This is a genomic window from Serratia sp. OS31, from assembly GCF_014164835.1.
In the GTDB taxonomy this organism is placed as follows: domain Bacteria; phylum Pseudomonadota; class Gammaproteobacteria; order Enterobacterales; family Enterobacteriaceae; genus Serratia; species Serratia liquefaciens_A.
In genome coordinates this window covers 62,417-86,973 of record NZ_JACJFQ010000021.1, presented here as the reverse complement: position 1 = coordinate 86,973, position 24,557 = coordinate 62,417, and the positions used below count along the sequence as shown (strand labels likewise).

At 56.9% G+C, this 24,557-nt stretch carries 19 protein-coding genes; 8 read left to right on the top strand and 11 right to left on the bottom strand.

Annotation, left to right across the window (positions count from 1 at the left end; genetic code table 11):
• The first annotated feature begins 5 nt into the window (after window positions 1–5).
• Entirely contained in the window at window positions 6–1,463 is a 1,458-nt protein-coding gene (gene phoQ, locus H5P17_RS17490) for a two-component system sensor histidine kinase PhoQ (RefSeq protein ID WP_044552877.1), read from the top strand.
• Window positions 1,464–1,547: 84 nt separating this feature from the next.
• Complete coding sequence (locus H5P17_RS17485) at window positions 1,548–2,669, top strand: cupin domain-containing protein (RefSeq protein ID WP_044549995.1); 1,122 nt, start codon at window positions 1,548–1,550, stop codon at window positions 2,667–2,669.
• A 50-nt stretch (window positions 2,670–2,719) separates the two neighbouring features.
• Here H5P17_RS17485 and H5P17_RS17480 read toward each other — a convergent pair whose 3' ends face one another.
• Both H5P17_RS17480 and pepT read right to left on the bottom strand, forming a co-directional pair.
• Window positions 2,720–3,811 carry a malate/lactate/ureidoglycolate dehydrogenase gene (locus H5P17_RS17480; protein WP_182824289.1) on the bottom strand — a complete coding sequence of 364 codons (1,092 nt, stop codon included), beginning with the start codon at window positions 3,809–3,811 and terminating at the stop codon, window positions 2,720–2,722.
• A gap of 86 nt (window positions 3,812–3,897) precedes the next feature.
• Complete coding sequence (gene pepT, locus H5P17_RS17475; RefSeq protein ID WP_044552875.1) at window positions 3,898–5,127, bottom strand: peptidase T; 1,230 nt, start codon at window positions 5,125–5,127, stop codon at window positions 3,898–3,900.
• A gap of 372 nt (window positions 5,128–5,499) precedes the next feature.
• Here pepT and H5P17_RS17470 point away from each other — a divergent pair, with 372 nt between their 5' ends.
• Together H5P17_RS17470 and H5P17_RS17465 are read left to right on the top strand one after the other, a co-directional pair.
• The gene (locus H5P17_RS17470) at window positions 5,500–7,059 is read left to right on the top strand and encodes a PTS transporter subunit EIIC (protein ID WP_182824287.1); all 1,560 of its coding nucleotides are present in this window, start codon (window positions 5,500–5,502) and stop codon (window positions 7,057–7,059) included.
• 23 nt (window positions 7,060–7,082) lie between these two features.
• On the top strand, window positions 7,083–8,468 hold the full coding sequence (locus H5P17_RS17465) for a glycoside hydrolase (RefSeq protein ID WP_182824285.1): 1,386 nt from the start codon (window positions 7,083–7,085) through the stop codon (window positions 8,466–8,468).
• Between the two features lie 22 nt (window positions 8,469–8,490).
• Here H5P17_RS17465 and H5P17_RS17460 read toward each other — a convergent pair whose 3' ends face one another.
• The 7 genes from H5P17_RS17460 to H5P17_RS17430 form a co-directional block, all read right to left on the bottom strand.
• Entirely contained in the window at window positions 8,491–9,204 is a 714-nt protein-coding gene (locus tag H5P17_RS17460; protein ID WP_182824283.1) for a MurR/RpiR family transcriptional regulator, read from the bottom strand.
• A gap of 85 nt (window positions 9,205–9,289) precedes the next feature.
• Window positions 9,290–10,126 carry a Sir2 family NAD+-dependent deacetylase gene (gene cobB / locus H5P17_RS17455; protein WP_046373822.1) on the bottom strand — a complete coding sequence of 279 codons (837 nt, stop codon included), beginning with the start codon at window positions 10,124–10,126 and terminating at the stop codon, window positions 9,290–9,292.
• A gap of 11 nt (window positions 10,127–10,137) precedes the next feature.
• Window positions 10,138–11,058: an N-acetylglucosamine kinase gene (gene nagK / locus H5P17_RS17450; RefSeq protein WP_182824281.1), complete on the bottom strand. Its 921-nt coding sequence runs from the start codon at window positions 11,056–11,058 to the stop codon at window positions 10,138–10,140.
• Window positions 11,059–11,112: 54 nt separating this feature from the next.
• Window positions 11,113–12,360: a lipoprotein-releasing ABC transporter permease subunit LolE gene (lolE, locus tag H5P17_RS17445; protein WP_044549982.1), complete on the bottom strand. Its 1,248-nt coding sequence runs from the start codon at window positions 12,358–12,360 to the stop codon at window positions 11,113–11,115.
• Window positions 12,360–13,064, bottom strand: coding sequence for a lipoprotein-releasing ABC transporter ATP-binding protein LolD (gene lolD / locus H5P17_RS17440; RefSeq protein WP_020826458.1), 705 nt, complete (start codon window positions 13,062–13,064; stop codon window positions 12,360–12,362). Before lolD ends, lolE begins: the two co-directional genes overlap by 1 nt.
• On the bottom strand, window positions 13,057–14,259 hold the full coding sequence (gene lolC / locus H5P17_RS17435; RefSeq protein ID WP_044549980.1) for a lipoprotein-releasing ABC transporter permease subunit LolC: 1,203 nt from the start codon (window positions 14,257–14,259) through the stop codon (window positions 13,057–13,059). The genes lolD and lolC overlap by 8 nt, the downstream gene beginning before the upstream one ends.
• Before the next feature lie 117 nt (window positions 14,260–14,376).
• Window positions 14,377–15,018: a transcriptional regulator gene (locus H5P17_RS17430; protein WP_044549979.1), complete on the bottom strand. Its 642-nt coding sequence runs from the start codon at window positions 15,016–15,018 to the stop codon at window positions 14,377–14,379.
• Between the two features lie 85 nt (window positions 15,019–15,103).
• Between H5P17_RS17430 and H5P17_RS17425 the strand changes: the two genes are divergently transcribed.
• Both H5P17_RS17425 and mfd read left to right on the top strand, forming a co-directional pair.
• Entirely contained in the window at window positions 15,104–16,087 is a 984-nt protein-coding gene (locus H5P17_RS17425) for a threo-3-hydroxy-L-aspartate ammonia-lyase (RefSeq protein WP_182824279.1), read from the top strand.
• 258 nt (window positions 16,088–16,345) lie between these two features.
• Entirely contained in the window at window positions 16,346–19,825 is a 3,480-nt protein-coding gene (mfd, locus tag H5P17_RS17420; RefSeq protein ID WP_182824277.1) for a transcription-repair coupling factor, read from the top strand.
• A gap of 34 nt (window positions 19,826–19,859) precedes the next feature.
• On the opposite strand, the gene H5P17_RS17415 is transcribed toward mfd, so the two are convergent.
• Window positions 19,860–20,960: a GGDEF domain-containing protein gene (locus H5P17_RS17415; protein WP_044549974.1), complete on the bottom strand. Its 1,101-nt coding sequence runs from the start codon at window positions 20,958–20,960 to the stop codon at window positions 19,860–19,862.
• Window positions 20,961–21,158: 198 nt separating this feature from the next.
• Here H5P17_RS17415 and H5P17_RS17410 point away from each other — a divergent pair, with 198 nt between their 5' ends.
• Both H5P17_RS17410 and dauA read left to right on the top strand, forming a co-directional pair.
• Entirely contained in the window at window positions 21,159–21,644 is a 486-nt protein-coding gene (locus H5P17_RS17410; protein WP_044549973.1) for a heme-degrading domain-containing protein, read from the top strand.
• A 230-nt stretch (window positions 21,645–21,874) separates the two neighbouring features.
• Window positions 21,875–23,563, top strand: coding sequence for a C4-dicarboxylic acid transporter DauA (gene dauA, locus H5P17_RS17405; protein WP_182824275.1), 1,689 nt, complete (start codon window positions 21,875–21,877; stop codon window positions 23,561–23,563).
• Window positions 23,564–23,647: 84 nt separating this feature from the next.
• Here the strand turns inward: dauA and kdsA are convergent, their stop codons facing one another.
• The gene (gene kdsA, locus H5P17_RS17400) at window positions 23,648–24,502 is read right to left on the bottom strand and encodes a 3-deoxy-8-phosphooctulonate synthase (protein ID WP_020826450.1); all 855 of its coding nucleotides are present in this window, start codon (window positions 24,500–24,502) and stop codon (window positions 23,648–23,650) included.
• Between the last annotated feature and the right edge of the window lie 55 nt (window positions 24,503–24,557).

The window sequence follows — 24,557 nt, the reverse complement described above, 5'->3', positions numbered from 1 at the left end:
ACGCCATGTTCAACAAGGGTAAAAAACCGTTTTCGCTGCGCGCCCGCTTTTTGATGGCCACCGCCGGGGTGATCCTGGCGTTATCCCTGTCTTATGGTCTGGTGGCGGTGGTCGGTTATATTGTCAGCTTCGACAAAACCGCCTTCCGCCTGCTGCGCGGTGAGAGCAATCTGTTCTTCAGCCTGGCCCAATGGAAAGACAACAAGCTTACCATCGCCATTCCGCCCGATATCGATCTCAACTTCCCTACCCTGGTGTTTATTTACGACGATAAGGGCAAGCTGCTGTGGAGCCAGCGCCAGGTACCGGAGCTGGAAAAGCGCATCAATAAAGAGTGGCTGGAAGAGTCTGGCTTCTACGAAATTGATACCGATACCCGAATCAGTAGCGAAGTGCTGGGCAACAACCCCAAGGCACAGGATCAGCTCAAAGACTATGACGATAACGATCAAAATGCCCTGACCCACTCCGTGGCGGTCAACACCTACGCGGCCACCGCGCGGCTGCCGGCTTTGAGCATCGTGGTGGTCGACACCATTCCACAGGAATTACAGCGCTCCGACGTGGTATGGGAATGGTTCAGCTACGTGCTGCTGGCCAACCTGCTGTTGGTGGTCCCGTTGCTGTGGCTGGCGGCCTACTGGAGCCTGAGGCCCATCAAGGCGCTGGTGAGTCAGGTTGGTGAGTTGGAAAATGGCGAACGCGAACAACTCGACGAAAACCCGCCCAGCGAGCTGCGAGGGCTGGTGCGCAACCTGAATATTCTGGTGCGTAACGAGCGTCAGCGTTACACCAAATACCGCACCACGCTTTCCGATCTGACCCACAGTCTGAAAACGCCGCTGGCGGTGCTGCAAACTACGCTACGTTCATTGCGTACCGGCAAGCAGACCACCATCGAGGAAGTCGAACCGATCATGCTCGATCAGATCAGTCGTATTTCTCAGCAAATCGGTTACTACCTGCATCGGGCCAGCATCAATTCGGGGCAAACGGTGCTGACGCGCGAGATCCACTCGGTTCCGGCGCTGCTCGACAGCCTGAACGTGGCGCTGAACAAGGTATATCAACGCAAAGGCGTGGTGATCACGCTGGATATTTCACCGGAAGTGACCTTTATGGGGGAGAAAAACGACTTTATGGAAGTGATGGGCAACGTACTGGAAAATGCCTGTAAATACTGCCTGGAGTTCGTTGAAATCACCTCCCTCCACTCCGATAAATACCTTACTATCGTCATCGATGACGACGGCCCCGGGATCCCGGAAAGCAAGCGTGAATTGATCTTCCAACGCGGCCAGCGGGTAGACACACTGCGCCCTGGTCAGGGATTGGGATTGTCGGTGGCGGCGGAGATTATCGAACAGTATGACGGCTCCATCACCATCAGCGACAGTCCGCTTGGCGGCGCTCGCATGCAGGTCACTTTCGCCCGTCAGCACGATTCCCATCATCACGAGTAAATTCTGTCGCTCTGGCCCCGATCCACGGGGCCAAACTTCCGTTATAATCGCTCTCAGGCTCACTCCTCTATCCTGGAATAGAACATGGATTATCAATTAGATCTGGACTGGAACGACTTTTTGCAACGCTATTGGCAAAAGCGTCCGGTTATTCTGAAGCGCGGCTTCAAAAACTTTATCGATCCGATCTCCCCGGATGAGCTGGCCGGGCTGGCGATGGAGAACGAAGTGGACAGCCGTCTGGTCAGCCACCAGGACGGTCGCTGGCAGGTTGCGCACGGCCCTTTCGAGAGCTTTGATCACCTGAGCGAAAACAACTGGTCGCTGCTGGTACAGGCCGTGGATCACTGGCATGAACCTTCCAGTGCGCTGATGCTACCTTTCCGTAAGCTGCCGGACTGGCGGATGGACGATCTGATGATTTCCTTCTCGGTCCCGGGTGGCGGCGTTGGCCCGCACCTCGATCAGTATGACGTCTTTATCATTCAGGGTACCGGCCGCCGTCGCTGGCGCGTGGGCGAAAAAGTGCCGATGAAACAGCACTGTCCGCACCCGGACCTGCTGCAAGTTGAGCCTTTCGACGCCATCATCGATGAAGAAATGGAACCGGGCGATATTCTGTATATCCCACCGGGCTTCCCGCATGAAGGCTACGCGCTGGAAAATGCGCTGAATTACTCGGTAGGTTTCCGCGCCCCGAACGGCCGCGAGCTGGTCAGTGGCTTTGCCGACTACGTGCTGGCCCGCGAACTGGGCAGCAAACGCTACGGCGATCCCGATATTCAACTGCGTGAGCACCCGGCAGAAGTGCTGCCGCAGGAAGTCGATGCTCTGCGCCAGATGATGGTGGATTTGGTTCAGCAACCTGAACACTTCCAGCAGTGGTTCGGCGAGTTCATCTCCCAGACGCGTCATGAGCTGGATGCTGCGCCGCCGGAGCCGCCTTATCAGGCCGGAGAAATCTACGAACTGCTGCAGCAGGGCGAACCTTTGCAGCGCCTGGGTGGCCTTCGCGTTCTGCGCATTGGCGACCAGTGTTTTGCTAACGGTGAACTGATGGATACCGAACATCAGCAGGCTGCCGATGCGATGTGCCAGAATTTCAGCGTGGATGCCGCCATGTTGGGCGACGCTATCGAAGATCCCTCGTTCCTGGCGCTGCTGACCTCGTTGGTCAACAGCGGTTACTGGTACTTTAAAGACTGAAGCTCAGAATGAACGACCAGAGCCACCCGCTTATCGGCGGGTGGCTTTTTTTATGCCCGTAACGCCCTGGTCTGGTAATCCTCCAGTTCTGCATCCGACATGCCCGCCTGAGTTGCTGCCGCGCAAATCTGCTGCCAGGTGTTGGCGTCTATCGGGATCCCCTGCCGCAACCGCGCTTCACGGTTGGCGTCTTCCCACTCACCCGGCACTTCAATCGGCTGGCCGTCACTTGGCGGTGAAGCCTTCACCCAATCGATAAAGGCCTCGGCCTCGTTTTGCATCTCAGGCGCGTCGAAGGCCTCCGGATTGAGAATGATGGTGGTCATGCAGTTGAAAATGGCGTCGCTGTTGGATTTCACCGTCGCTGCATGGGTGGTGCGGCCACCGGACAACGCACCGCCGAGGATTTCGCATAACGTGGCCAACGCGTAACCCTTATGGGCACCGAAAGGCAGCAACGAGCCAAACGGCTGTTCGTGCATCACCTTGGGTTGCGTGGTGGGCTGACCCTGTTGGTCAATCAGATAACCCGGCGCGACATTCAGGCCTTTGTTGTAGGCGACGCGGGTTTTGCCAAACGCGATGCCGCTGGTGGCAAAATCCAGCAGCAGCGGTTTTTTGTCCTTACGGGGAAAAATGACGCAGAAGGGATTGGTGCCGAAACGGCGGTCGCTGCCGCCGAACGGTGCCACCATGGGATCGCCCACCACGTTGACGAAATGAATAGAGATAAAACCGGCACGCGCACACTGCTCGGCCCAGTGGCCAATGCGGCCAATGTGGTGTGAATTGTGCAGCGCCACCGCAGCCAGCCCCAACTGCCGGGCGCGCTCTATGCCTTTTTCCATCGCCTCACAGGCGACGACCTGGCCAAAACCCTGCCCCCCGTCCACCGTCAGCACCGCACCGGCATCGCGCACCACTTTGGCATGAACGTTAAGCTGTAAATGCCCCTGTGCCAGCGACGACATATAGCTGGGGATCATGCCTACGCCGTGAGAATCGTGCCCGGCCAGATTAGCCTGAACCAGGTGATCCGCCACCCTAGCGGCCTCCTGCTCGGTACTGCCGGCGTGGCGCCAAATAGCCTGCACAAACTGCTCAAGGCACTGGCGATGGATACGGTGCTCGGTACTGCTCATGATAAGGCTCCTTGTGCTGGAAATATAGCCTACACTAGGAGCAAATCATTGTTACGGCAAGCAATTATACTAAATGTTATCGGGGATTATTTGGCGCGTTCGGCGGTCAGCGCGGCAATGCGCATAATGACCGAAACCGCCTGTTCCATCCCTTCCAGCGAAACAAACTCATGCTTGCAGTGGTAGTTATAGCCGCCGGTGAACAGATTCGGGCAAGGCAAGCCGCGAAACGACAGCTGCGCGCCGTCGGTGCCGCCGCGTATCGGCTTCATGATCGGTTCGATATCACAATCACGCATTGCCTGCTGCGCCAACGCAATCACATGCGGGTGCTCTGCCACCTGTTCACGCATGTTGTAATAGTTGTCTTCAATCGTGACTTCGATATAGCAATCACGCGGTAGCCCTTTACCCACCTGCTGAGCGACCTCTATCATCCGGCGTTTACGGGCTTCAAAGCCCTCACGTTCAAAATCACGCAGGATATACTGCATTTCGGCGCGTTCGACGCTGCCCTTAAAGCTGCTGAGGTGGTAGAACCCCTGATAGCCGCAGGTGGTTTCCGGGGTTTCATCCGCCGGTAACGCCTGTTGAATGCGCGTCGCCAACGACAAGGCATTCACCATCACCCCTTTAGCGCTGCCCGGATGCACATTGTTACCGACAATCTTCACCGTCACCGACGCTGCGTTGAAGTTTTCGCACTCCAACTCCCCCACACCGCCACCGTCCACGGTATAGGCCCATTCAGCATCGAACTGTGCCACGTCGAACAACCGCGCCCCTTTCCCCACTTCTTCATCCGGCGTAAAGGCTACGCGGATATCGCCGTGTGGAATGTTGCGCTGTTGCAGCCGCACCATGGCAGTCAGGATTTCGGCGATTCCGGCCTTGTCATCGGCACCGAGCAGCGTTTTGCCGTCGGTGGTGATCAGCGTCTGCCCCAACATCTGGTGCAGGATCGGGAACATCACTGGCGACAGCACTTCATCACCAATGCCCAGGGCAATATCACCGCCGCGGTAATTTTCGACGATCTGCGGGTTCACATGCTTGCCGGTAAAATCCGGTGAAGTATCCAGGTGGGCGATAAATCCTATCGCCGGCACGGGCCAGGTAACGTTCCCCGGCAAGGTGCCCATCACACAGCCATGCTCACTGAGCGACACCCGTTCAAACCCCAGTTCAATCATTTCCTGCTGCAACGCACGCGCCAGCTTCAATTGCCCGTCGGTGCTCGGCACATGTTTGACGTTCGCTTTAGATTGCGTGTCGAATGAGACGTAGTTAAAAAAGCGATCAAGTAGTTTATCCATGGTATCCGCCCTCAGAATTTCGCGTTTCATTATGCGGAACCGATCAAGATCAAATATTGAGACAGGTCATTTTTACCCAGATTTAACGGAAATCATTAATTCTGGTGGTGTTTGATATTTCCCCCCTTCCCTGGGTGTACCGCCCATCCTGCATTTCGAAGCTCCCTTATGTGATCTTCTTCACGCCTGGTACCGGTTGTCAGTCATTGACCACCGGTACCTTTTTCCGGCGGCTGATTGCATCGCCAAATCATTCCACCTATAACTGGTTTAAGGCAGGGGTTGCCGCATCCAAAAACATTTTTATTTCGCCATACCAGGGAGTATTACCAGCAACGTCGTTATCCACTAAAATATAAAAAAGGAACTGCTATGAAAGATATTATTGATAATATCTTAAGCAAGCTGCAGATTTTCTCCAAAGCCATGATGGGGCCAATATTCTTTCTGCCGGTTATTGGTCTGATTCTGGCATTAAGTTCTATTCTCACCAACGCCACGCTGGTGAATGAAAACTCCGGCGTATTTCACATCGGTAAAATGATCGGTGATACCTTTTGGCCGCTGTTTGGTAATCTCGGGCTGATTTTTTGCATCGGTATTACCTACGGCCTGGCGAAGGATAAAAAAAGCGAAGCGGCGCTGGTTGCCGTGATGTGCTTTATTATGTTCCTTGGTGCCAACTCATCCTATCTGCAATTAAGTGGTCACGTAGCGCAGAAAATCAATGGGGAATATTACGGCACGGGGCAAACCGAACTGCTGGGCTTTACCGTGGTGGATATGGGCATTTTCCTCGGCCTGATCCTCGGTGTCACCATCGCCTGGGTGCACAACAGATTGTGTAACGTGGAGCTGAACGGCGTACTTTCCGTCTATGGCGGTTCCAAGCTGGTGCTAATCGCCATGACGCCGGTGATCATGCTGTATGCCGTCGGTTTCAGCTACCTTTGGCCGGCCATTTCACACGGGCTGATCTCCCTGACCGGCTTTATGAAAAGCTCAGGTTCGCTCGGGGTATTCGTCTATGGCTTTTTCGAAAAATTCCTGATCCCCACCGGTCTGCACCATTTTATCTGGTCGCCGTTTCAGTTGACCAGCATCGGCGGTTCAATTGTACAAGACGGCCATACGGTGTCGGGCTCGCAGGCCATTTTCCTCGCTTATATGCGCGACCCGAGCATCTCCCCGCTGATGAACGAAGCGCTGCGCTTTTCGCAACAGGGCATGGTGACCATTTTCGGCCTGTCGGGCGCTGCGTTGGCGTTCTATCACACCGCCAAACCGGAGAAAAAAGTGCTGGCCAAGGCGATATTGATCCCGGCCATCACCACTTCCATTCTGGTAGGCATAACCGAACCGATAGAGTTCACCTTCCTGTTTATCTCACCATTGCTGTGGGTGATACACGCCGTGCTGACCGCGCTTTCGCAAGTTGCGTGTAACCTGTTCGACGTTCGTCCCTGGGGGGCCAGTGGCCTGATCGAATTCCTGGTGTATAACCTGCCGTTACCGGCCGCCCTGACCCGCTGGCCGCTGTATGTGGTGATTGGTCTGGTGCAGTTCGCGGTGTATTACCTGGTGTTCAAAACCCTGGTGCTGAAGCTTAATTTAAAAACGCCGGGCCGTGAGGATGACGACGGGGTCAAGCTCTATTCCAAACAGGATTATCAGAACAGTAAAAATACACCCAATGAGTCAAGCGGGATTATTATTCGCGCCCTGGGTGGCAAAGAGAACATTATTTCCGTCGACAATTGCTTCACCCGATTGCGCGTCGAATTAAAAGACATGCAATTAATTGATGAGGCCACATTAAAAAGCACCGGAGCAAAAGGCGTGGTGAAAAACCGACGTGAAGTCCAGGTGATTTATGGTGTCACCGTCGGGAAAGTGAAAAGTCAGGTCGAAAAATATTTAGCTGCATTATAACTTTATTTATTGGGAGAAAGTTCATGAAATTAACCGTTCTGGGCGGCGGTGGCGTACGCTCACCGTTCCTCGCCAAGTCCATTGCCTATAACGCCCACCGCATCGGCGTCACCGAAGTGGTGTTTATGGATACCGATCGGGAGAAGCTGGCGGTCTACGGCGCCATCGCACAGGGGGTCTTCGAGCGTATCCGCGGTGACATCAGGTTCAGCCTGAGCAGCGACGCTCATCAGGCGCTGAGCGGGGCCGATTATATCATCACCACCCTGCGTATCGGCGGTGAAGAGGGACGCATTCATGACGAACGTATCGCGCTCAATCATCAGGTCCTGGGGCAAGAAACCACCGGCGCCGGCGGTTTTGCCATGGCGATGCGTTCTATTCCGGCAATAGTGGAATATTGCCGGCTCATAGAACAGGTGGCATCACCGGACGCGGTGCTGTTCAACTTCACCAACCCCTCCGGCATGGTGACCGAAGCCATCATCAAATCCGGCTTCAAGCGCAAGGTGTACGGCATTTGCGATGCCCCCAGCGAGTTTATCCGTGAACTGGCGGAACTGCTGGGCTGCCGCGAGTCCGAGCTTAGCGTTGACTGCTTCGGGCTAAACCACCTGTCATGGTTCCGCAATGTGCGGGTCAACGGCCAGGAGGTGACCGGGCAACTGCTGGCCGACCCGCGCCTGTACCGTGATACCTGCATGAAATATTTCTCGCCGGAGCTGGTGGCGCTGTCTGATAACCTGATGCTCAATGAGTATCTGTACTATTACTATTACCGGGAACAGGCAATCGCCGCCATCGTCGACGCCGGAGAAACCCGAGGCGAGCAGATTGCGCTGATAAACCAGCAAATGCTGGCCGACCTTGCCCGGCTGGATATTGCCACGCAGCTGGAGCAGGCTTTCAGCGTCTATTTCGGTCACTATCTGACGCGGGAAAACTCCTATATGCAGCGCGAATCCAGCCAGGGCAAAGTCAAAGAGCGTGAGATGCTGACGCTGCAGCAGTTTATCGAACAGCCTGACAGCGGCGGTTATGCCGGAGTGGCGATAGACATTTTGGAAGCGGTAAATAACGGCCAGCAAAAGCGCGTGGTGGTATCGATGCAAAACAACGGGACGCTCGATTTCCTGCACCCGGAGGACGTGATTGAAATCAGCTGCGAACTCAGCAATGCGGGCATTCACCCGGTAAAAATGAATGATATTCCCGATACCCAGAAAAACCTGATCTCTCAGGTCAAAGAGTACGAACGCCTGGCGGTTGCCGCCATTCTGGAAGGGAACTGTCAGAAGGCCATCAAGGCGCTGATGGTACATCCGCTGGTCAACTCTTACTCACTGGCAAAAACGCTGGTTGAAGAGTACCTGCAGGCTCACCACCAGTATGCCAAGCATTGGCATTAAGCAGGGCTGAAACGGCGCAGGCTCAACGGCTGCGCCGTTCAAACCAGGCTTTGATCAGGTTTTCAAACCCCAGCAGGCAGTGGCCGAAAAACGGGTTGGGATAGTAAATATCGTGGTCGTACTTTTGCCGATCCTCATAAATAAAGGTCATATCGGCCTGCTGCGCCAGCGGGCTGTTTCCGTCGCCGCAAAACGCCGCCAGCCGGATATTATTGCGTTTCACCGCGTCGCTCCAACTCAGCGCCGAGCTGCTGTTGCCCGATTTTGAAATCACAATCACCATATCAAACCGGAAACGCATCTCTCGATCGAGGATCTCGAAATCCGGCCACAGCGACAGGTAGCTGTCGATGCCCAGCGTCATAAATTTGTTGTACATGTACTGCGCCACCAGCTGCGAGAAACCGCTGCCGTGGATCAGGATTTTGCCGCTGTCGAGCCTATCCAGAAACTGCGCCTGCTGTTTTATGCTGGCCGGTGCCGTCGGCTGCGGCTCCTCCTGAAAAGCCGGTGCCATCACCAGGTTGAACTTGATGAAATACACCAATTCCAGATAGCCGCGAAAGCCCAGTTTTTTCGCCAACCGCACCAGGGTCGAGGGTGAACTGTGGCAACGAACGGAAACCGCTCGGATACCTTCGTCAATGCAGGCGTCCGGGTTATCGAAGATAGCGTTGAGGATGGTGAGATCCGTTTTGCTCAGATCCGCCTGGCTGAATACCTGCTTGAAATTCACCGTCGCCCCTGCTCATTTAACCAAAGAAAGGCCGGCGTCAAACGGCCGGCCAGTTACCCGAGTCAGACAGCGCATTGACCTGGGCTTAAGGCCTATCAGCCCTTTCAACTTTCCCTACCAGGAATTTGTGCACAAAACGTGGTACCACCGCGCTGGCCTGGCCGTAGTGTTTTTCATCAAACTGACTTTCCACCTGGCTGGGCTCCAGGTTGAGCTCCATGGTATGCGCCCCACCCAGCCGCGCTTCATGCACAAAGCCCGCCGCCGGATAAACGTGGCCCGAGGTGCCGATAGCGACAAAGAAGTCGGCCTTGGCCAGCGCCTGATAAATTTCATCCATGCCCAGCGGCATTTCGCCGAACCACACCACATGTGGGCGCAACGGGGCCGGGAATTGGCAACAATGGCAGCGGTCGTCCACGCTAAGGTCTTCCGGCCAGTCAAAGACCTGCCCGGAACTGGTGCAGCGTACTTTCAACAGTTCACCGTGCATATGCAACACCCGTGAGCTGCCTGCGCGCTCATGCAGGTTATCGATATTTTGCGTTACCAGCAGGAAGTTATCTCCCAACCAGGCTTCCAGATCCGCCAGGGCACGATGCGCAGCGTTAGGTGCTATGTCCGGCGATTGCAGCTGACGACGGCGTTCATTGTAAAACGCCTGTACCAGCTGTGGATCGCGCTGATAACCTTCCGGCGTAGCGACGTCCTCCACGCTATGCTCTTCCCACAACCCGTCTGCCGCCCGGAAGGTACGAATACCCGACTCAGCCGAGATCCCGGCGCCGGTCAACACTACGACAAACGGCTTTTTCAGCTCGGCCGCCGCCATGGTATCGCGATGAAAAATCCGCGAACGAAAGCGCTGATGCAGCACATGCTTACTCTTGCGAAACTGACACAGCCGATGACGAGTGTGCATTAACTCTCTCCTTACTTTTCCCTGTTAACCAAATTGAGGAACGCCGCTCCGCGTACGCCACCGGCGTCCCCGTAACGGGCTTTTTCAATTCGCGGCAGCTTGGCCACACGCAACACATGCGCCGGCAAACGCTGCGGTAACGCCTGGTAAATAGCGTCAAAATTCGACAACCCACCGCCAATCACCACCAGATGCGGATCGATTATGGTCAGCAGATTGCCCAGGCATATCGCCAGGACGTCCATAAAACGTTCGACATGAGCCACCGCCTGCGGCTCACATGCCTGATAATGCGCAATGATCTGCTGCGCAGGCAAGTGCTGCTGGTAAAAGTGGGCGTACATCCACTCAAAACCGCGGCCAGAAATGTAATTTTCGATGCAACCCTGATGACCGCACCCGCAAGGAACGCGAGGTATATCACGTCCCAGCACCTCCAGCGCATCCACCGGCAGACGGAAATGACCAAATTCACCGGCGATATAGTTACGCCCGGAGAGCACCTTGCCGTCGACGATTAGCCCACCGCCTACCCCGGTGCCGAGGATAATGCCCAGCACCGTCGGGTAGCGACGAAACTCCTCGTCCCAGGCCTCTGACAGCGCAAAGCAGTTGGCGTCGTTATCGATTCGTACGTCACGGCCAATCAACTCGGCCAGGTCATGCGGCAAGCGCTGGCCCATCGCCGCCGGGACGTTGGCGGTGAAAACCGTACCGTCATCGTCATTGGGCAGGCCGGGAATACCGATACCTACCATGCCTTTCTGGCCACAAAACGCATCCGCTTCAAAGGTCAGATCGCGCAGCGTCGTGAGCAGTTGCCGATAATCCTCACGTGGCGTCGGCACCCTTTTTTGCCAGATACGCTGCAGATCCGCATCGAACACGCCCAGCTCAATCTTGGTGCCGCCCATATCGAAACCGTAGTACATAACCCACCCTCAGGCTAAAAAAAGGGGCGGCATCTCTGCCTCCCCTGATTTTCATTATTGTCCGCTCAACACTCGTGCCGGATCGATACGGCTGGCACGCCTGGCCGGATACCAGCTGGCCAACAGGCTGAGCACCAGCGCGGTCACCAGTACAATCACCACGTCCAGCCAGTGCAGCTCGGAAGGCAGGAAGTCAATGAAGTAGATATCGCCCGACAGGAAAGAATGCCCCATCAGCTTTTCCAACCCTTTGATGATGTTGGTCAGTTGCAGTGAGGCGATAACCCCGACCACCACGCCGCTAAGGCTCCCCACCAGCCCGGCCAGCAGGCCGTACCAGATAAATATGGCGCGGATAAAGCCGTCTTTGGCCCCCAAGGTGCGCAGTACGGCGATATCACCACTCTTGTCCTTCACCGCCATCACCAGCGTGGAGACAATGTTAAAACAGGCCACGCCGATCACCAGCACCATCGCCAAATACATAATCGCGCGGATCATCTGGATATCGCGATACATATAGCCGTAGGTGCCGATCCAACTCTTGATATACACATAGGAATTGGTGACTTCACCGGCGTCGCGCACCAGCTTGTTGGCGGCAAACACGTCGTTGACCTTGATGGCGATGCCGGTCACGCTGTCACCCATGTCCAGATACTGTTGGGCATCGGCCAGTGGCACCATCGCCAGACTGTGATCGAGCTGACCGCTAAGCTGCAAAATCCCGGTGACGTGTAAACGAATGCGCTTCGGTTGCAACAGCTTCATCTGCGGGTCGCTGTTGGGGATCATCACCGTCACATAGCTGCCCTGCTTGACGCCCAAAGCGTCGGCGACGCCCTTGCCGAGGATCACCTGTTGCTCACCGCTTTTGAAATTGGCCCAGGCGTCACCCTGCACGTACTTGGGCAGAGCGCTAAGCTGATTTTCCTGTTGCGGATCGACCCCTTTCACTCCGACCGCCCGCAGCTGAGCGCCGTTTTCCATCAGGCCGGTAAAGTTAATATAGGGAGCGGCAGCCAAAATGCCGGGCACTTTCTCCACCCGTTGCAAAATGGACGACCAGTCTTTGAACGGCTGTTTCACCGGCTCGATTTCACCGTGCGGCACCACCGCCAAAATGCGGTTTTTCAGTTCGCGCTCAAAGCCGTTCATGGCGCTCAGGCCGACGATCAGCACCGCCACGCCCAGCGCAATCCCGATGGTGGAAATCACCGAGATCAGCGACACCATGCCACCGCGCTTGCGCCCACGGCTGAAACGCAGGGCCGTCAGAAAGGAAAGTGACGCTCCCGCCATTACTCAGCCCCCAACAGGGTCAACTGGGCCTGCAGATGCCCATCGGCCATTTCCAACTGGCGGCTAAGGCGCTTGGCCAACTGCAAGTCATGAGTGACCACCAGAAACGCGGTGCCCTGGCGTACGTTCAATTCGCCGAGCAGATCGAAAATGCTGTCGGCGGTGCGTTTATCGAGGTTACCGGTAGGTTCGTCCGCCAATACCAGTGACGGGTTATTGACCAGCGCACGGGCAATCGCCACGCGCTGACGCTCACCGCCGGAGAGTTCTGACGGCCGGTGTTTGCTGCGTTTTGCCAGCCCGACCGCCGTCAGCATTTCCAGCGCCTTTTCCTGCGCCTGCGCCGGTTTCATCCCGCCGATCAGCAAAGGCATCGCGGCGTTTTCCAGCGCGGTAAAGTCCGGTAACAAATGATGGAACTGGTAGATAAAGCCCAACTGGCGGTTGCGCAGCTCGGCCTTGGCGGCCGATGACAGGGTATTCAGAGACTGCCCTTTGTAAATCACCTCGCCGGAGGTCGGTGAGTCCAGCCCACCCAGCAGATGCAGCAAGGTACTTTTACCGGAACCCGAGCTGCCGACAATCGCCATCATCTCGCCCGGCTGCATGGCAAAGCTGACATTGCGCAGTACGTCGGTATGCAGGTTGCCTTCCTGATAGGTCTTGCACAGGTTGTCGCACTGCAACAAAAGATGGTTACTCATAACGTAAAGCCTCAGCGGGTTGTACGGCGGCAGCGCGCCATGAAGGGTAAAGCGTGGACAACAGAGACACCGCCATCGCCGCTACGGCGATAATCGTCACCTGCAGCGGATCCACCGCCACCGGCAGCGATGCGCCGTCAATCAATGCGCCGAGGATCGGCATCAGGTTATTCAGATTGCTGGCCAGCAGCACGCCCAGCAGCGTACCGAGCAGCGAGCCGATAATGCCGGCGCTGGCGCCTTGCACCATAAACACCGACATGATCTGTCGACGCGTCAGGCCCTGGGTCTGCAGAATGGCAACTTCGCCCTGCTTCTCCATCACCAGCAGGCCGAGTGAAGTAATGATGTTAAAGGCCGCGACGGCGACGATCAGGCTAAGCAACAGCCCCATCATGTTTTTCTCCATACGCACTGCCTGGAACAGCTCGCCCTTGCGTTCGCGCCAGTCTTTCCACTCGGTGCCCTGCGGCAATTTCTGTTGGCTGAGAGTATCGACCGTCAGCGGCTGCTGCAGGAACAGGCGCCACCCGGTGATATTGCCCGCCGGGTAGCGTAGCAGACGCGAAGCATCCTGCTGATTGACCAGCATTTGGGTGCCGTCCACTTCGCTGTTGGCATGGAAGGTGCCGACCACGGTAAACAGACGTTGAATAGGAATGCGGCCCATCGGCGTGAACTGGCTGGCGCTGGGCACCATCACCCGCAGCGGATCGCCGCGTTTAACGCCAAGTTGCCCGGCCAACTGCTCGCCGATAATGATGTTGTACTGGCCCGGCTGCAACAGCTGCTGCTTGACGTTGACCAGGAACGGCGTCAAAGGATCGGCTTCGTCCGGGTTGACCCCCAACATCACGCCGACCGCCACGCTGCGAGCGCTTTGCAGCACCACGTCACCGGTGGTCAATGGCGCTACGCGGCTAACGCCCTGCAGGCTTTGTACCGCCGATGCCGGGATTTGCTGAGGGTTGATCGAGCCCTGTGGGCTGGTGATCAACGCCTGCGGCATCAGGCCGAGAATGTTGTTTTCCAGATCCTTTTCAAAACCGTTCATCACCGACAACACGGTGACCAACGCCATCACCCCCAGCGTAATGCCGATGGTGGAAAGCCAGGAAACAAACCGTCCGAAGCGGTCTGATGCCCGCCCGCGCATGTAGCGCAGGCCAATGAATAACGCGACAGGTTGATACATGAAATCCGTTTTGTTGCCGTAGCTTAAGCAAAGTGATCAAGGATAATAAAGGCTATACCCCGTTTAGGGAACCACCCTGACGCCTTTTATTCCGTTGATCGCGCTTGCGGCAGCACGTCACCCGGCATCGCGCTTTAACAGGTTGTAAACCGACACCCGGGAAATCCCCAGCGCCTCCGCCGCCATGGTGGCTGCCCCGCGCAGTTGCAGATAGCCCTGCTGCTTTAGCTGCTGGATCACCTGAACACGCTGCTCGGACGTGAGCGCACGCGGCGCAGTGGCATGCGAAGCGGCAAAGTTGTTGATCACTGAAGCAATGTCGGACAGTGAGCGGGCCCCTTCATCCGCCGCCTGCGGCGCGCTCTGCACCACCGCAGTCAGTTGTTGCAGAATGGCGTTGACGCTGTTGAAGATTGAAACGTCCAGGTTAAGGCAGATAGCCGCCACGTAGACACCCTGGCTGTTGCGCAGACCAATAGAGGTGCTCTTGGCCGGACGCCCATCCGGAAACGCATTGGCATAGTTTTGCACCACGTCCGGAAAGTCCGGCGAGGCAATACGCTCCAGCCCCATTTCACTGGCGGCATCGCCGATACTGCGGTTCGACAGGTTATTGGCGATGCTGACGATGGCATGATTCGGTTGCGTCAGATCGTGCAGCACCACTTCACAACTGGGCGCAAACATCGCGCCCAGCGCCTGAACAATTTTTTCCGCTTCGCGCAGCAGCAGCGCATTTTCCTGCCTGAGATCGCTCATAAACTTAACCGTTTGACAATAACTTTACAAAGAGTAAATTAAAATGATCGGGTAATCAATCAACCTTTCACCAGACGAGGTCGCCATGAGTTCAACGCCCCACTGCATTACCGCCGCCGATATCTCTACCGCCGCCGAAATTCTGGCAGGACATGCCCTGCGCACACCGGTCATGACCTCGCAGCAGGCCGACAACATCGCCGGGGCGCAGCTGTTCTTCAAGTGCGAAAACTTCCAGCGTGTAGGCGCCTTCAAGTTTCGTGGCGCGTACAATTCTATTGCTCAATTGAGCCCGGCGCAGCGCCAGGCTGGCGTGATTGCCTTCTCTTCCGGCAACCATGCGCAGGCAATGGCATTGGCGGCACGGGAACTGGGGGTCAAAGTGACCATAGTGATGCCGCACGACGCACCGGCCGCCAAGCTGGCGGCAACGCGTGGCTACGGCGCCAACGTCGTGATTTATCAGCGTCACAGTGAAGACCGTGCTGCCATTACCCAGCGGCTGGCGGCCGAGCAAGGGCTGACGATAGTGCCGCCCTATGATTACCCGCAGGTGATCGCCGGTCAGGGCACTGCTACCAAAGAGTTGATAGAGGAAGTCGGGCCACTGGACGTCTTACTGGTGTGCACTGGTGGCGGTGGTTTGCTGGCGGGCAGCGCGGTAGCGGCACATCACTGGTCGCCCGGTTGCCGCGTTTTCGGCGTTGAACCAGAAGCAGGTAACGACGCGCAGCTGGCGTTTCGTAGCGGCCAGCCGGTACAGATCCCGGTGCCAAAAACCATCGCCGACGGTGCGCAAACGCAGCAGGTGGGCGCGCTGACGTTCCCGATCATTCAACAGTATGTAGAAGATATTTTAACGGTCAGCGACCAGCAGCTGTGCCGACAGATGCGTTTCTTTATGGAACGGATGAAAATGGTGGTCGAGCCCACGGGCTGCCTGGCCGCCGCGGCGGCGATGAATTCGCTGCTTGATCTGCGGGGTAAAAAAGTCGGGGTTATCGTCAGCGGCGGCAACGTCGACGTTGATAAAATCGCCGACTATCTTGCCATGGGGGCGCAGGAATAACGCCGCCGGAACGTTCGTCCCTGAGTTAAAGGGGATCAGCAAGCTGTGCCTGCATTAATCGGGCGAATTTATTTGCCCCCTGTCGTCACTGGAATGGCCTGTCTGCCGGGAGTAAATTTGAACGCCGCCGCTTGAAAGACGACGGGTATCGCGCTTTTACCTATGTCAGTTTATGGCCCAGTGGGCTAGTATTACCGGGTAAAGGCGCGTTGTAATCTGTGCCGGGCGAAATTTAACACATTGATTAAAGATACCTTAATGAGCACCTCCGATAACCCTAACCGTTCTTCATCGTCATCCTCCCGTTATTCCCTGCCTGAACGCGCGGGCGATTTGCGCCAGTTGGGGCAGCTGACCGGCTCGGCCTGCGCCGTGGAGTGCGCCGAGATCGTCGAACGTCATAACGGGCCGGTGATGCTGATCGCCCCGGACATGCAAAATGCCCTGCGGCTGCGCGACGAAATTCAGCAGTTTACCGATCAGATGGTGACCACGCTGTCCGACTGGGAGACCCTGCCTTACGACAGCTTCTCGCCGCATCAGGAAATCATCTCTGCCCGCCTGTCGAGCCTGTACCATCTGCCGACCATGGCCCGTGGCGTAATCATTCTGCCGGTCAATACCTTAATGCAGCGCGTTTGCCCGCACGAGTTCCTGCACGGCCACGCGCTGGTGATGAAAAAAGGCCAGCGCCTGTCACGCGACAAACTTCGCGCCCAACTGGAACAGGCCGGCTACCGCAGCGTCGATCAGGTGATGGAACACGGTGAGTTCGCCACCCGCGGCGCGCTGCTCGACCTGTTCCCCATGGGCAGTGAAGAGCCCTACCGTATCGATTTCTTCGACGATGAAATCGACAGCCTGCGCACCTTTGATGTCGACAACCAGCGGACGCTGAATGAAGTCGAAGCCATCAACCTGCTGCCGGCCCATGAATTCCCGACCGACAAAAACGCCATCGAACTGTTCCGCAGCCAATGGCGTGAGCAGTTCGAGGTGCGCCGCGACGCCGAACATATCTATCAGCAGGTCAGTAAAGGCACCTGGCCGGCCGGTATCGAATACTGGCAACCGCTGTTCTTCAGCCAACCGCTGCCGTCGCTGTTCAGCTACCTGCCGGAGAACACGCTGATCGTCAATACCGGCAATCTCGAGAGCGCAGCCGATCGTTTCTGGCTGGACGTTAACCAACGCTACGAGAGCCGCCGGGTCGATCCTATGCGCCCACTGCTGGCGCCGCCAAGCCTGTGGCTGAGGGTTGACGAGCTGTTTAGCGAGCTGAAAGCCTGGCCGCGCATGGCGCTGAAAACCGAAGAGCTGCCCGCCAAAGCCGGCAACACCAATCTGGATTATCGCCCCCTGCCCGATCTGGCGGTGCAAGCCCAGCAGAAAGCGCCGCTGGACAACCTGCGTCGTTTTACTGAAAGCTTCGACGGCAGCATCATTTTCTCGGTGGAAAGCGAAGGCCGCCGTGAAACGCTGCAGGATTTGCTCGGCCACATCAAGCTCGGCACCGCCTTGATCCAGCATCTCGATCAGGCCGAGCCGGCCGGTCGCTACATGATGGTCGGCGCCTCAGAACGCGGCTTCCTCGACGGCATGCGCAACCGGGCGCTGATCTGCGAAAGCGATCTGCTCGGCGAGCGCGTCAGCCGTCGTCGGCAGGACAACCGGCGCACCATTAATACCGATGTGCTGATCCGTAACCTGGCAGAACTGCACCCTGGCCAGCCGGTGGTGCACCTGGAGCACGGCGTCGGGCGTTACGTTGGCCTGACCACGCTGGAAGCCGGCGGCATCAAGGCCGAATACCTGATCCTGTCCTACGCCGGCGAAGACAAACTCTACGTGCCGGTCTCTTCATTGCATCTGATCAGCCGCTACGCCGGCGGTGCGGACGAAAACGCCCCGCTGCACAAGTTGGGCGGTGACGCCTGGACGCGCGCACGGCAAAAAGCCGCAGAGCGGGTACGAGACGTGGCGGCGGAACTGCTGGATATTTATGCCCAACGCGCGGCCAAAACCGGCTTTGCCTTTAAACATAACCGTGAACAGTATCAGCTGTTCTGCCAAAGTTTCCCGTTTGAAACCACCCCGGATCAGGAGCAGGCAATCAACGCCGTGCTGAGCGACATGTGCCAGCCTCTGGCCATGGATCGTCTGGTCTGTGGCGATGTCGGCTTCGGCAAAACCGAAGTGGCAATGCGCGCCGCCTTCCTGGCGGTAGAAAACGGCAAGCAGGTGGCGGTGTTGGTCCCAACCACCCTGCTGGCGCAGCAGCATTTCGACAACTTCCGTGACCGCTTCGCCACCTGGCCGATCCGCATCGAGATGATGTCGCGTTTCCGCAGCGCCAAAGAGCAGCAACAGGTGATGGACGACGCCGTGGACGGTAAGGTAGACATCATCATAGGGACCCACAAACTGTTGCAGAGCGATCTGCGCTGGAAAGATTTGGGGCTGCTGATCGTCGATGAGGAACACCGCTTCGGCGTTCGCCACAAAGAGCGCATCAAGGCGATGCGCGCCGATGTAGATATCCTGACGCTCACCGCAACGCCAATCCCGCGTACGTTGAATATGGCGATGAGCGGCATGCGTGACCTGTCGATTATCGCCACCCCACCGGCGCGCCGTTTGGCGGTGAAGACCTTCGTGCGCGAGTACGACAGCCTGGTGGTACGCGAGGCGATCTTGCGTGAAGTACTGCGCGGCGGTCAGGTTTATTATCTGTATAACGACGTGGAAAATATCGAGAAGGCGGCCCAGAAGCTGGCTGAACTGGTACCGGAAGCACGCATCGCCATTGGTCACGGCCAGATGCGCGAACGTGATTTGGAGCGGGTGATGAACGATTTCCATCACCAGCGCTTTAACGTACTGGTCTGTACCACCATTATCGAAACCGGTATCGATATTCCCAGCGCCAATACCATTATCATCGAACGTGCCGATCGTTTCGGGCTGGCGCAATTGCACCAGTTACGCGGTCGCGTCGGGCGTTCTCACCATCAGGCCTATGCTTATTTGCTGACGCCGAATCCGAAGTCCATGAGCACCGACGCGCATAAACGTCTGGAGGCCATCGCGTCACTGGAAGACCTGGGCGCCGGCTTTGCCCTGGCCACCCACGATCTGGAAATCCGCGGCGCGGGCGAGCTGCTGGGTGAAGATCAGAGCGGCCAGATGACTACCGTCGGCTTTTCGCTGTACATGGAACTGTTGGAAAGCGCGGTGGATGCACTCAAACACGGGCGCGAACCTTCGCTGGAAGATCTCACCAGCAACCAGACCGAAGTGGAGCTGCGCATGCCTGCCCTGCTGCCGGATGACTATATCCCGGACGTCAACACGCGCCTGTCGTTCTACAAGCGCATCGCCAGCGCAAAAAACGACGCCGAGCTGGAAGAGTTGAAGGTGGAGCTGATCGACCGTTTCGGCCTGCTGCCGGATGCGGCGCGCAACCTGCTGCAAAGTGCGGCGCTGCGCCAACATGCTCAGAAGCTGGGGATCAAACGCATCGAAGGCAATGAGCGCGGCGGTTTTATCGAGTTTGGAGAGAAGAATCGGGTCGATCCAGGCTATTTGATTGGCCTGCTGCAAAGCAACCCGCAAATCTATCGCCTGGATGGGCCAACCAAGCTGAAGTTTATGCTGGACCTGACCGATCGCCAAAAACGCCTGAAGTTTACCGAGGAACTGCTGACCGCGTTCCGCGAACATACGCTGGCAGCCTGACGCTTAGCCCCCTCCGGAATCTGTCTGGGGGGGGTTATTCGTGTCGAAAACCGGCCCCCAAAGGGGAGTACTGCATCAGCCGGCTGCAAACCACCTGGTTTTTTCCCCCGCGCTTGGCTTCATACAACGCTTCATCCGTCACCTCGATCGCCTTGCCCAGCGCCATCCCAGGCAGATACAGCGACGCGCCGACAGAAACGGTGATGCGCGCCTCGACATCCTCATCCAGCAGAAATACCGTCGTCTCCACGCTGCGGCGGATACGTTCCGCGACACCGCCAATCACCGTCGGGTCGTAGCTGGCGGTGATCACGATAAATTCCTCACCGCCATAGCGGCCGACGAAATCCTCACTGCGCACGCTGCTTTGCAACAGTTGCCCGACGCGGGCCAGCAGCAGATCGCCCGCCAAATGGCCGTAGGTGTCGTTAATATGTTTGAAATCGTCCAGATCGAGGATCATCAGCCCGCAGGGGCGACGCTCCGCCTGCTGCAGCATCAGCCTGTAGTCGACGCTGGCGCGATTATTGATATGGGTCAGGCTGTCCGTGTTGGCCTTATCGCGCATCGCGAAATAGGCGTGGATATGGCGCTCTTTAAAATTCAGCGCGTGGTAGCAAATGGCCAGACACAGCGCTGATACCCCCTGATACAGCAGCACATCTATCCATAGCGCCCGCATATCCGCCAGAAAACCCACCACCGCGATGCGGTAGAGCGCAATGATGCAGATGGTCAGATAGAACACCCGATTCGATTTTCTCAACCAAACGCGCGAAAGCAGCAACGGCACTATGATTGAACCGATAAACAGATTGTCGACGGTGATACCGCCAGTTAACGACAGCGACATCAGGTAGCACGCCAATCCACTGACGGCACCGCCATAGAAAGTCACCAATATCATCGGGATCATGGCAAAACTGAAATGCACGTTGTCATTCAGTTCCAACCGATCCTGATTTAGGTAAAGCACGGCCACACCGGCCAGCAAACCAAAAACCAGGCGTTTCCACAGTTCGGATTGATAGGAAAAGGGAGCGTTCTTGCTAAGGGCGAAATAGCTGACCGACAGTGTGGCGTAGACAATGCACGCGTCGCTGTAGAGGGCAGGAATTGACGCAACGTAAGTCATAAATATTCAGTATGCTCCACGGAATCTACAGGGGGTTGGCAACGAATTTTGAGAGTCGGTCCCTGTCTCATTCATTCCGGCACGTACATATTATTACTCAGATTTATAATAGATTAGCAGTTCTATGTTATTTCCAAGGTATCTATCCCATAAATTCTGTTCAGGATAATCTGTTGCGACCAACCAAGGGGGACAACCATGAATATCGATGATGATTTGCACGCGCTGAGCGAACAGGAAGCCGCGTTGACCTTCAGCCATTTCGACCATAACACCGCCTGGGAGTTGGGATCTGCGTTGAGGTCCGCGGCCGAACAGCGCCGTTTGTCTATCGCCATTGAGATCCAGCTCGCGGGGCAGACGCTGTTTTACTACGCCATGCCGGGAGCGACGCCCGATATTGCCGATTGGGTACGACGCAAACGTAATGTGGTTAACCATTTCCACAAGAGTTCTTACGCCATTGGCCTGCGCCTACAGCAACGGCAATCCTCCCTGGAAGAACGATACGGCCTGAGCGTCCGCGACTACTCGGCACACGGCGGTGCCTTCCCGATCAATCTTGGTGGCGTGGGTTGCATCGGCACCATCAGCATTTCCGGCTCACCCCAGTTGGAAGATCACAATCTGTTGGTCGGTACCCTGGCGCACTTTCTCGGACTATCCTTACCGGCGGTTCACTAAGCGGCATAACCTGGCCTATTCTTTCTGCGCAGGCCGCCTGACCCGCGGCCTGACTGTACCTTGTCATTTATCCAATTCCTGAAAGAGTATAAGTCTGATTTTCCGAAGTGCATTGATGTATATCTAGGAATCGCCGCTGCAACAGGCGTATGGTGTCTATCAGCTATTCGAGACGGACCGCATCCGGCCCGCCATTCCGTTCTCTTTTATAGACTTGGTTTACACCTTAGATGAAAACGCATGAAATTAACGGCATTCGGCCGTTCAGCGCGCTGATTGATGCCTGTTGGCGAGATCCTTATTCCCTGCAACGCCTGCTAAAAGACGCCATCGCCGGTGTCACCGTCGGCATTATCGCCATTCCGTTGGCGATGGCGCTGGCGATTGCCAGTGGCGTCCCCCCTCAATATGGGCTGTACACCTCAGCGGTTGCCGGGATTGTCATCGCCATCAGCGGCGGCTCGCGCTACAGCGTCTCCGGCCCTACCGCCGCGTTTGTGGTGATCCTCTATCCGGTTTCGCAGCAGTTCGGCCTTTCGGGCCTGCTGATCGCCACCCTGCTTTCCGGGCTGTTTTTAGTCCTTATGGGATTGGCGCGTTTCGGCCGCTTGATTGAGTACATTCCCCTGTCGGTGACGCTGGGCTTTACCTCCGGTATCGCCATCACCATTGCTACCATGCAGGTGAAAGATTTTTTTGGCCTGCAAATGACGGCGGTGCCGGAACACTATGTGGGCAAGGTTTACGCCCTGCTGCAGGCGCTGCCGACGCTGGACTTCGGCGATACGCTGATTGGCGCCGTCACGCTGCTGATCCTGATATTCTGGCCTAAGCTCGGCCTGCGGGTGCCGGGCCATTTGCCCGCGCTGCTGGCAGGGACGGCGGTGATGGGCATTCTGGCGCTGTTTGACCATCCGGTCGCGACCATTGGTTCACGCTTCAGCTACCTGCTGGCCGATGGCTCTCAGGGGCAAGGCATTCCGCCGATACTGCCGCAGCTGATGCTGCCGTGGGATTTACCGGCCGGTGACGGCAAGCCCATGGCGCTGAGCTGGCAAACGCTGTCCGCCCTGCTGCCGGCCGCCTTCTCCATGGCGATGCTCGGGGCGATAGAATCCCTGCTGTGCGCGGTGGTGCTGGACGGGATGACCGGCAAGAAGCACAACTCCAATACCGAACTTATCGGCCAGGGCGCGGGCAATATCATTGCGCCTTTCTTCGGCGGCATTACGGCCACCGCGGCCATTGCACGCTCTGCCGCCAACGTTCGTGCCGGAGCCACTTCGCCGATCTCCGCCATCATTCATGCCTTGCTGGTGTTGTTGGCGCTGCTGGTGCTGGCGCCGTGGCTGTCCTGGCTGCCGCTGGCAGCCATGGCGTCGCTGCTGCTGATGGTAGCCTGGAATATGAGCGAAGCGCACAAGGTGGTTTATCTGCTGCGGCGAGCGCCGAAAGACGACATTCTGGTGATGCTGCTGTGCATGTCGCTGACGGTGCTGTTCGATATGGTGATCGCCATTACCGTAGGCATTGTCCTGGCCTCGTTGCTGTTTATGCGCCGCATTGCACGCATGACACGCCTGAGCGAACTAAGTGCCGACAACGGCCGATTGGTGCTGCGGGTGAATGGTCCGCTGTTCTTCGCCGCCGCCGAGCGTATTTTTAACGAACTGCTGGTGCGCAGCGAAAGTTATGACGTGATCGTATTGCAGTGGGATGCGGTGCCGGTGCTGGATGCCGGTGGGCTGGATGCCTTGCAACGCTTTATCGAAGCCCTGCCGGCCGGCAAGCAGTTGGCCATCACCGACATGCCTTTCCAGCCGTTGAAAACGCTGGCAAGGGCACGAATACAGCCGATTGAGGGGAAACTGCATTTCTACGCGACGCTGCCTGAAGCCCTGACGGCGCTGGATGCCTGAAAAACAAAAAGCCCGACTAATCGGGCTTTAAACCATAGCGGGCGCAGCACGCTGCGCCCCGACAAATAACAGCTGTGAAAATGTTTAGTTGCTGGTATCCAGCTCCGGGAAGCTCTTCACCAGATCGTCGATGGCTTTCATCTGCACCAGGAACGGCTCCAGCTTGTCCAGCGGCAGCGCGGACGGGCCGTCGCATTTGGCGCTGTTTGGCTCCGGGTGCGCTTCAATGAACAGACCTGCCAGGCCAACCGCCATACCGGCACGCGCCAGTTCGGCAACCTGCGCACGACGGCCGCCAGAGGCTGCGCCAAAGGGATCGCGAGTCTGCAGAGCATGGGTCACGTCAAAGATCACCGGGTGGCCGCCCGTCACGTTTTTCATGACGTTGATGCCCAGCATGTCGACCACCAGGTTATCGTAACCAAAGTTGCTGCCGCGATCGCACAGGATCACCTGATCGTTACCGCCTTCCTTGAACTTGTCGACGATATTGCCCATTTGGCCCGGGCTGACGAACTGTGGCTTTTTGACGTTGATCACCGCACCGGTTTTCGCCATCGCTTCCACCAGATCGGTCTGACGCGCCAGGAATGCCGGCAGTTGGATCACGTCAACCACTTCGGACACCGGCTGGGCCTGTGATGCTTCGTGAACGTCGGTGATGATTTTCACGCCGAAGGTTTTTTTGATTTCTTCGAAGATCTTCATCCCCTCTTCCAGGCCAGGGCCACGGTAGGAATGGATAGAAGAACGGTTGGCTTTATCAAAAGAGGCTTTGAAAACGTAAGGGATGCCCAGTTTTTGCGTCACGGTGACGTAGTGTTCACAGATGCGCATCGCCAGATCGCGCGATTCCAGCACGTTCATACCGCCAAACAGCACAAACGGCAGGTCGTTCGCTACGTCGATGTCACCAATGCTAACCACTTTCTGTTTCATGCTTTCGCCTTTATTGAAGTTACCCGTCGTGCCTCAAGCCTTGGCCTGTCGCTTT

What these genes read in the sequence shown, in the direction of transcription:
- lolC (WP_044549980.1), bottom strand. Translation starts at nt 14,259, where the DNA reads ATGTATCAACCTGTCGCGTTATTCATTGGCCTGCGCTACATGCGCGGG.
- H5P17_RS17430 (WP_044549979.1), bottom strand. Translation starts at nt 15,018, where the DNA reads ATGAGCGATCTCAGGCAGGAAAATGCGCTGCTGCTGCGCGAAGCGGAA.
- H5P17_RS17485 (WP_044549995.1), top strand. Translation starts at nt 1,548, where the DNA reads ATGGATTATCAATTAGATCTGGACTGGAACGACTTTTTGCAACGCTAT.
- H5P17_RS17465 (WP_182824285.1), top strand. Translation starts at nt 7,083, where the DNA reads ATGAAATTAACCGTTCTGGGCGGCGGTGGCGTACGCTCACCGTTCCTC.
- lolE (WP_044549982.1), bottom strand. Translation starts at nt 12,360, where the DNA reads ATGGCGGGAGCGTCACTTTCCTTTCTGACGGCCCTGCGTTTCAGCCGT.
- H5P17_RS17470 (WP_182824287.1), top strand. Translation starts at nt 5,500, where the DNA reads ATGAAAGATATTATTGATAATATCTTAAGCAAGCTGCAGATTTTCTCC.
- H5P17_RS17480 (WP_182824289.1), bottom strand. Translation starts at nt 3,811, where the DNA reads ATGAGCAGTACCGAGCACCGTATCCATCGCCAGTGCCTTGAGCAGTTT.
- cobB (WP_046373822.1), bottom strand. Translation starts at nt 10,126, where the DNA reads ATGCACACTCGTCATCGGCTGTGTCAGTTTCGCAAGAGTAAGCATGTG.
- H5P17_RS17425 (WP_182824279.1), top strand. Translation starts at nt 15,104, where the DNA reads ATGAGTTCAACGCCCCACTGCATTACCGCCGCCGATATCTCTACCGCC.
- pepT (WP_044552875.1), bottom strand. Translation starts at nt 5,127, where the DNA reads ATGGATAAACTACTTGATCGCTTTTTTAACTACGTCTCATTCGACACG.
- mfd (WP_182824277.1), top strand. Translation starts at nt 16,346, where the DNA reads ATGAGCACCTCCGATAACCCTAACCGTTCTTCATCGTCATCCTCCCGT.
- nagK (WP_182824281.1), bottom strand. Translation starts at nt 11,058, where the DNA reads ATGTACTACGGTTTCGATATGGGCGGCACCAAGATTGAGCTGGGCGTG.
- kdsA (WP_020826450.1), bottom strand. Translation starts at nt 24,502, where the DNA reads ATGAAACAGAAAGTGGTTAGCATTGGTGACATCGACGTAGCGAACGAC.
- dauA (WP_182824275.1), top strand. Translation starts at nt 21,875, where the DNA reads ATGAAAACGCATGAAATTAACGGCATTCGGCCGTTCAGCGCGCTGATT.
- phoQ (WP_044552877.1), top strand. Translation starts at nt 6, where the DNA reads ATGTTCAACAAGGGTAAAAAACCGTTTTCGCTGCGCGCCCGCTTTTTG.
- lolD (WP_020826458.1), bottom strand. Translation starts at nt 13,064, where the DNA reads ATGAGTAACCATCTTTTGTTGCAGTGCGACAACCTGTGCAAGACCTAT.
- H5P17_RS17415 (WP_044549974.1), bottom strand. Translation starts at nt 20,960, where the DNA reads ATGACTTACGTTGCGTCAATTCCTGCCCTCTACAGCGACGCGTGCATT.
- H5P17_RS17410 (WP_044549973.1), top strand. Translation starts at nt 21,159, where the DNA reads ATGAATATCGATGATGATTTGCACGCGCTGAGCGAACAGGAAGCCGCG.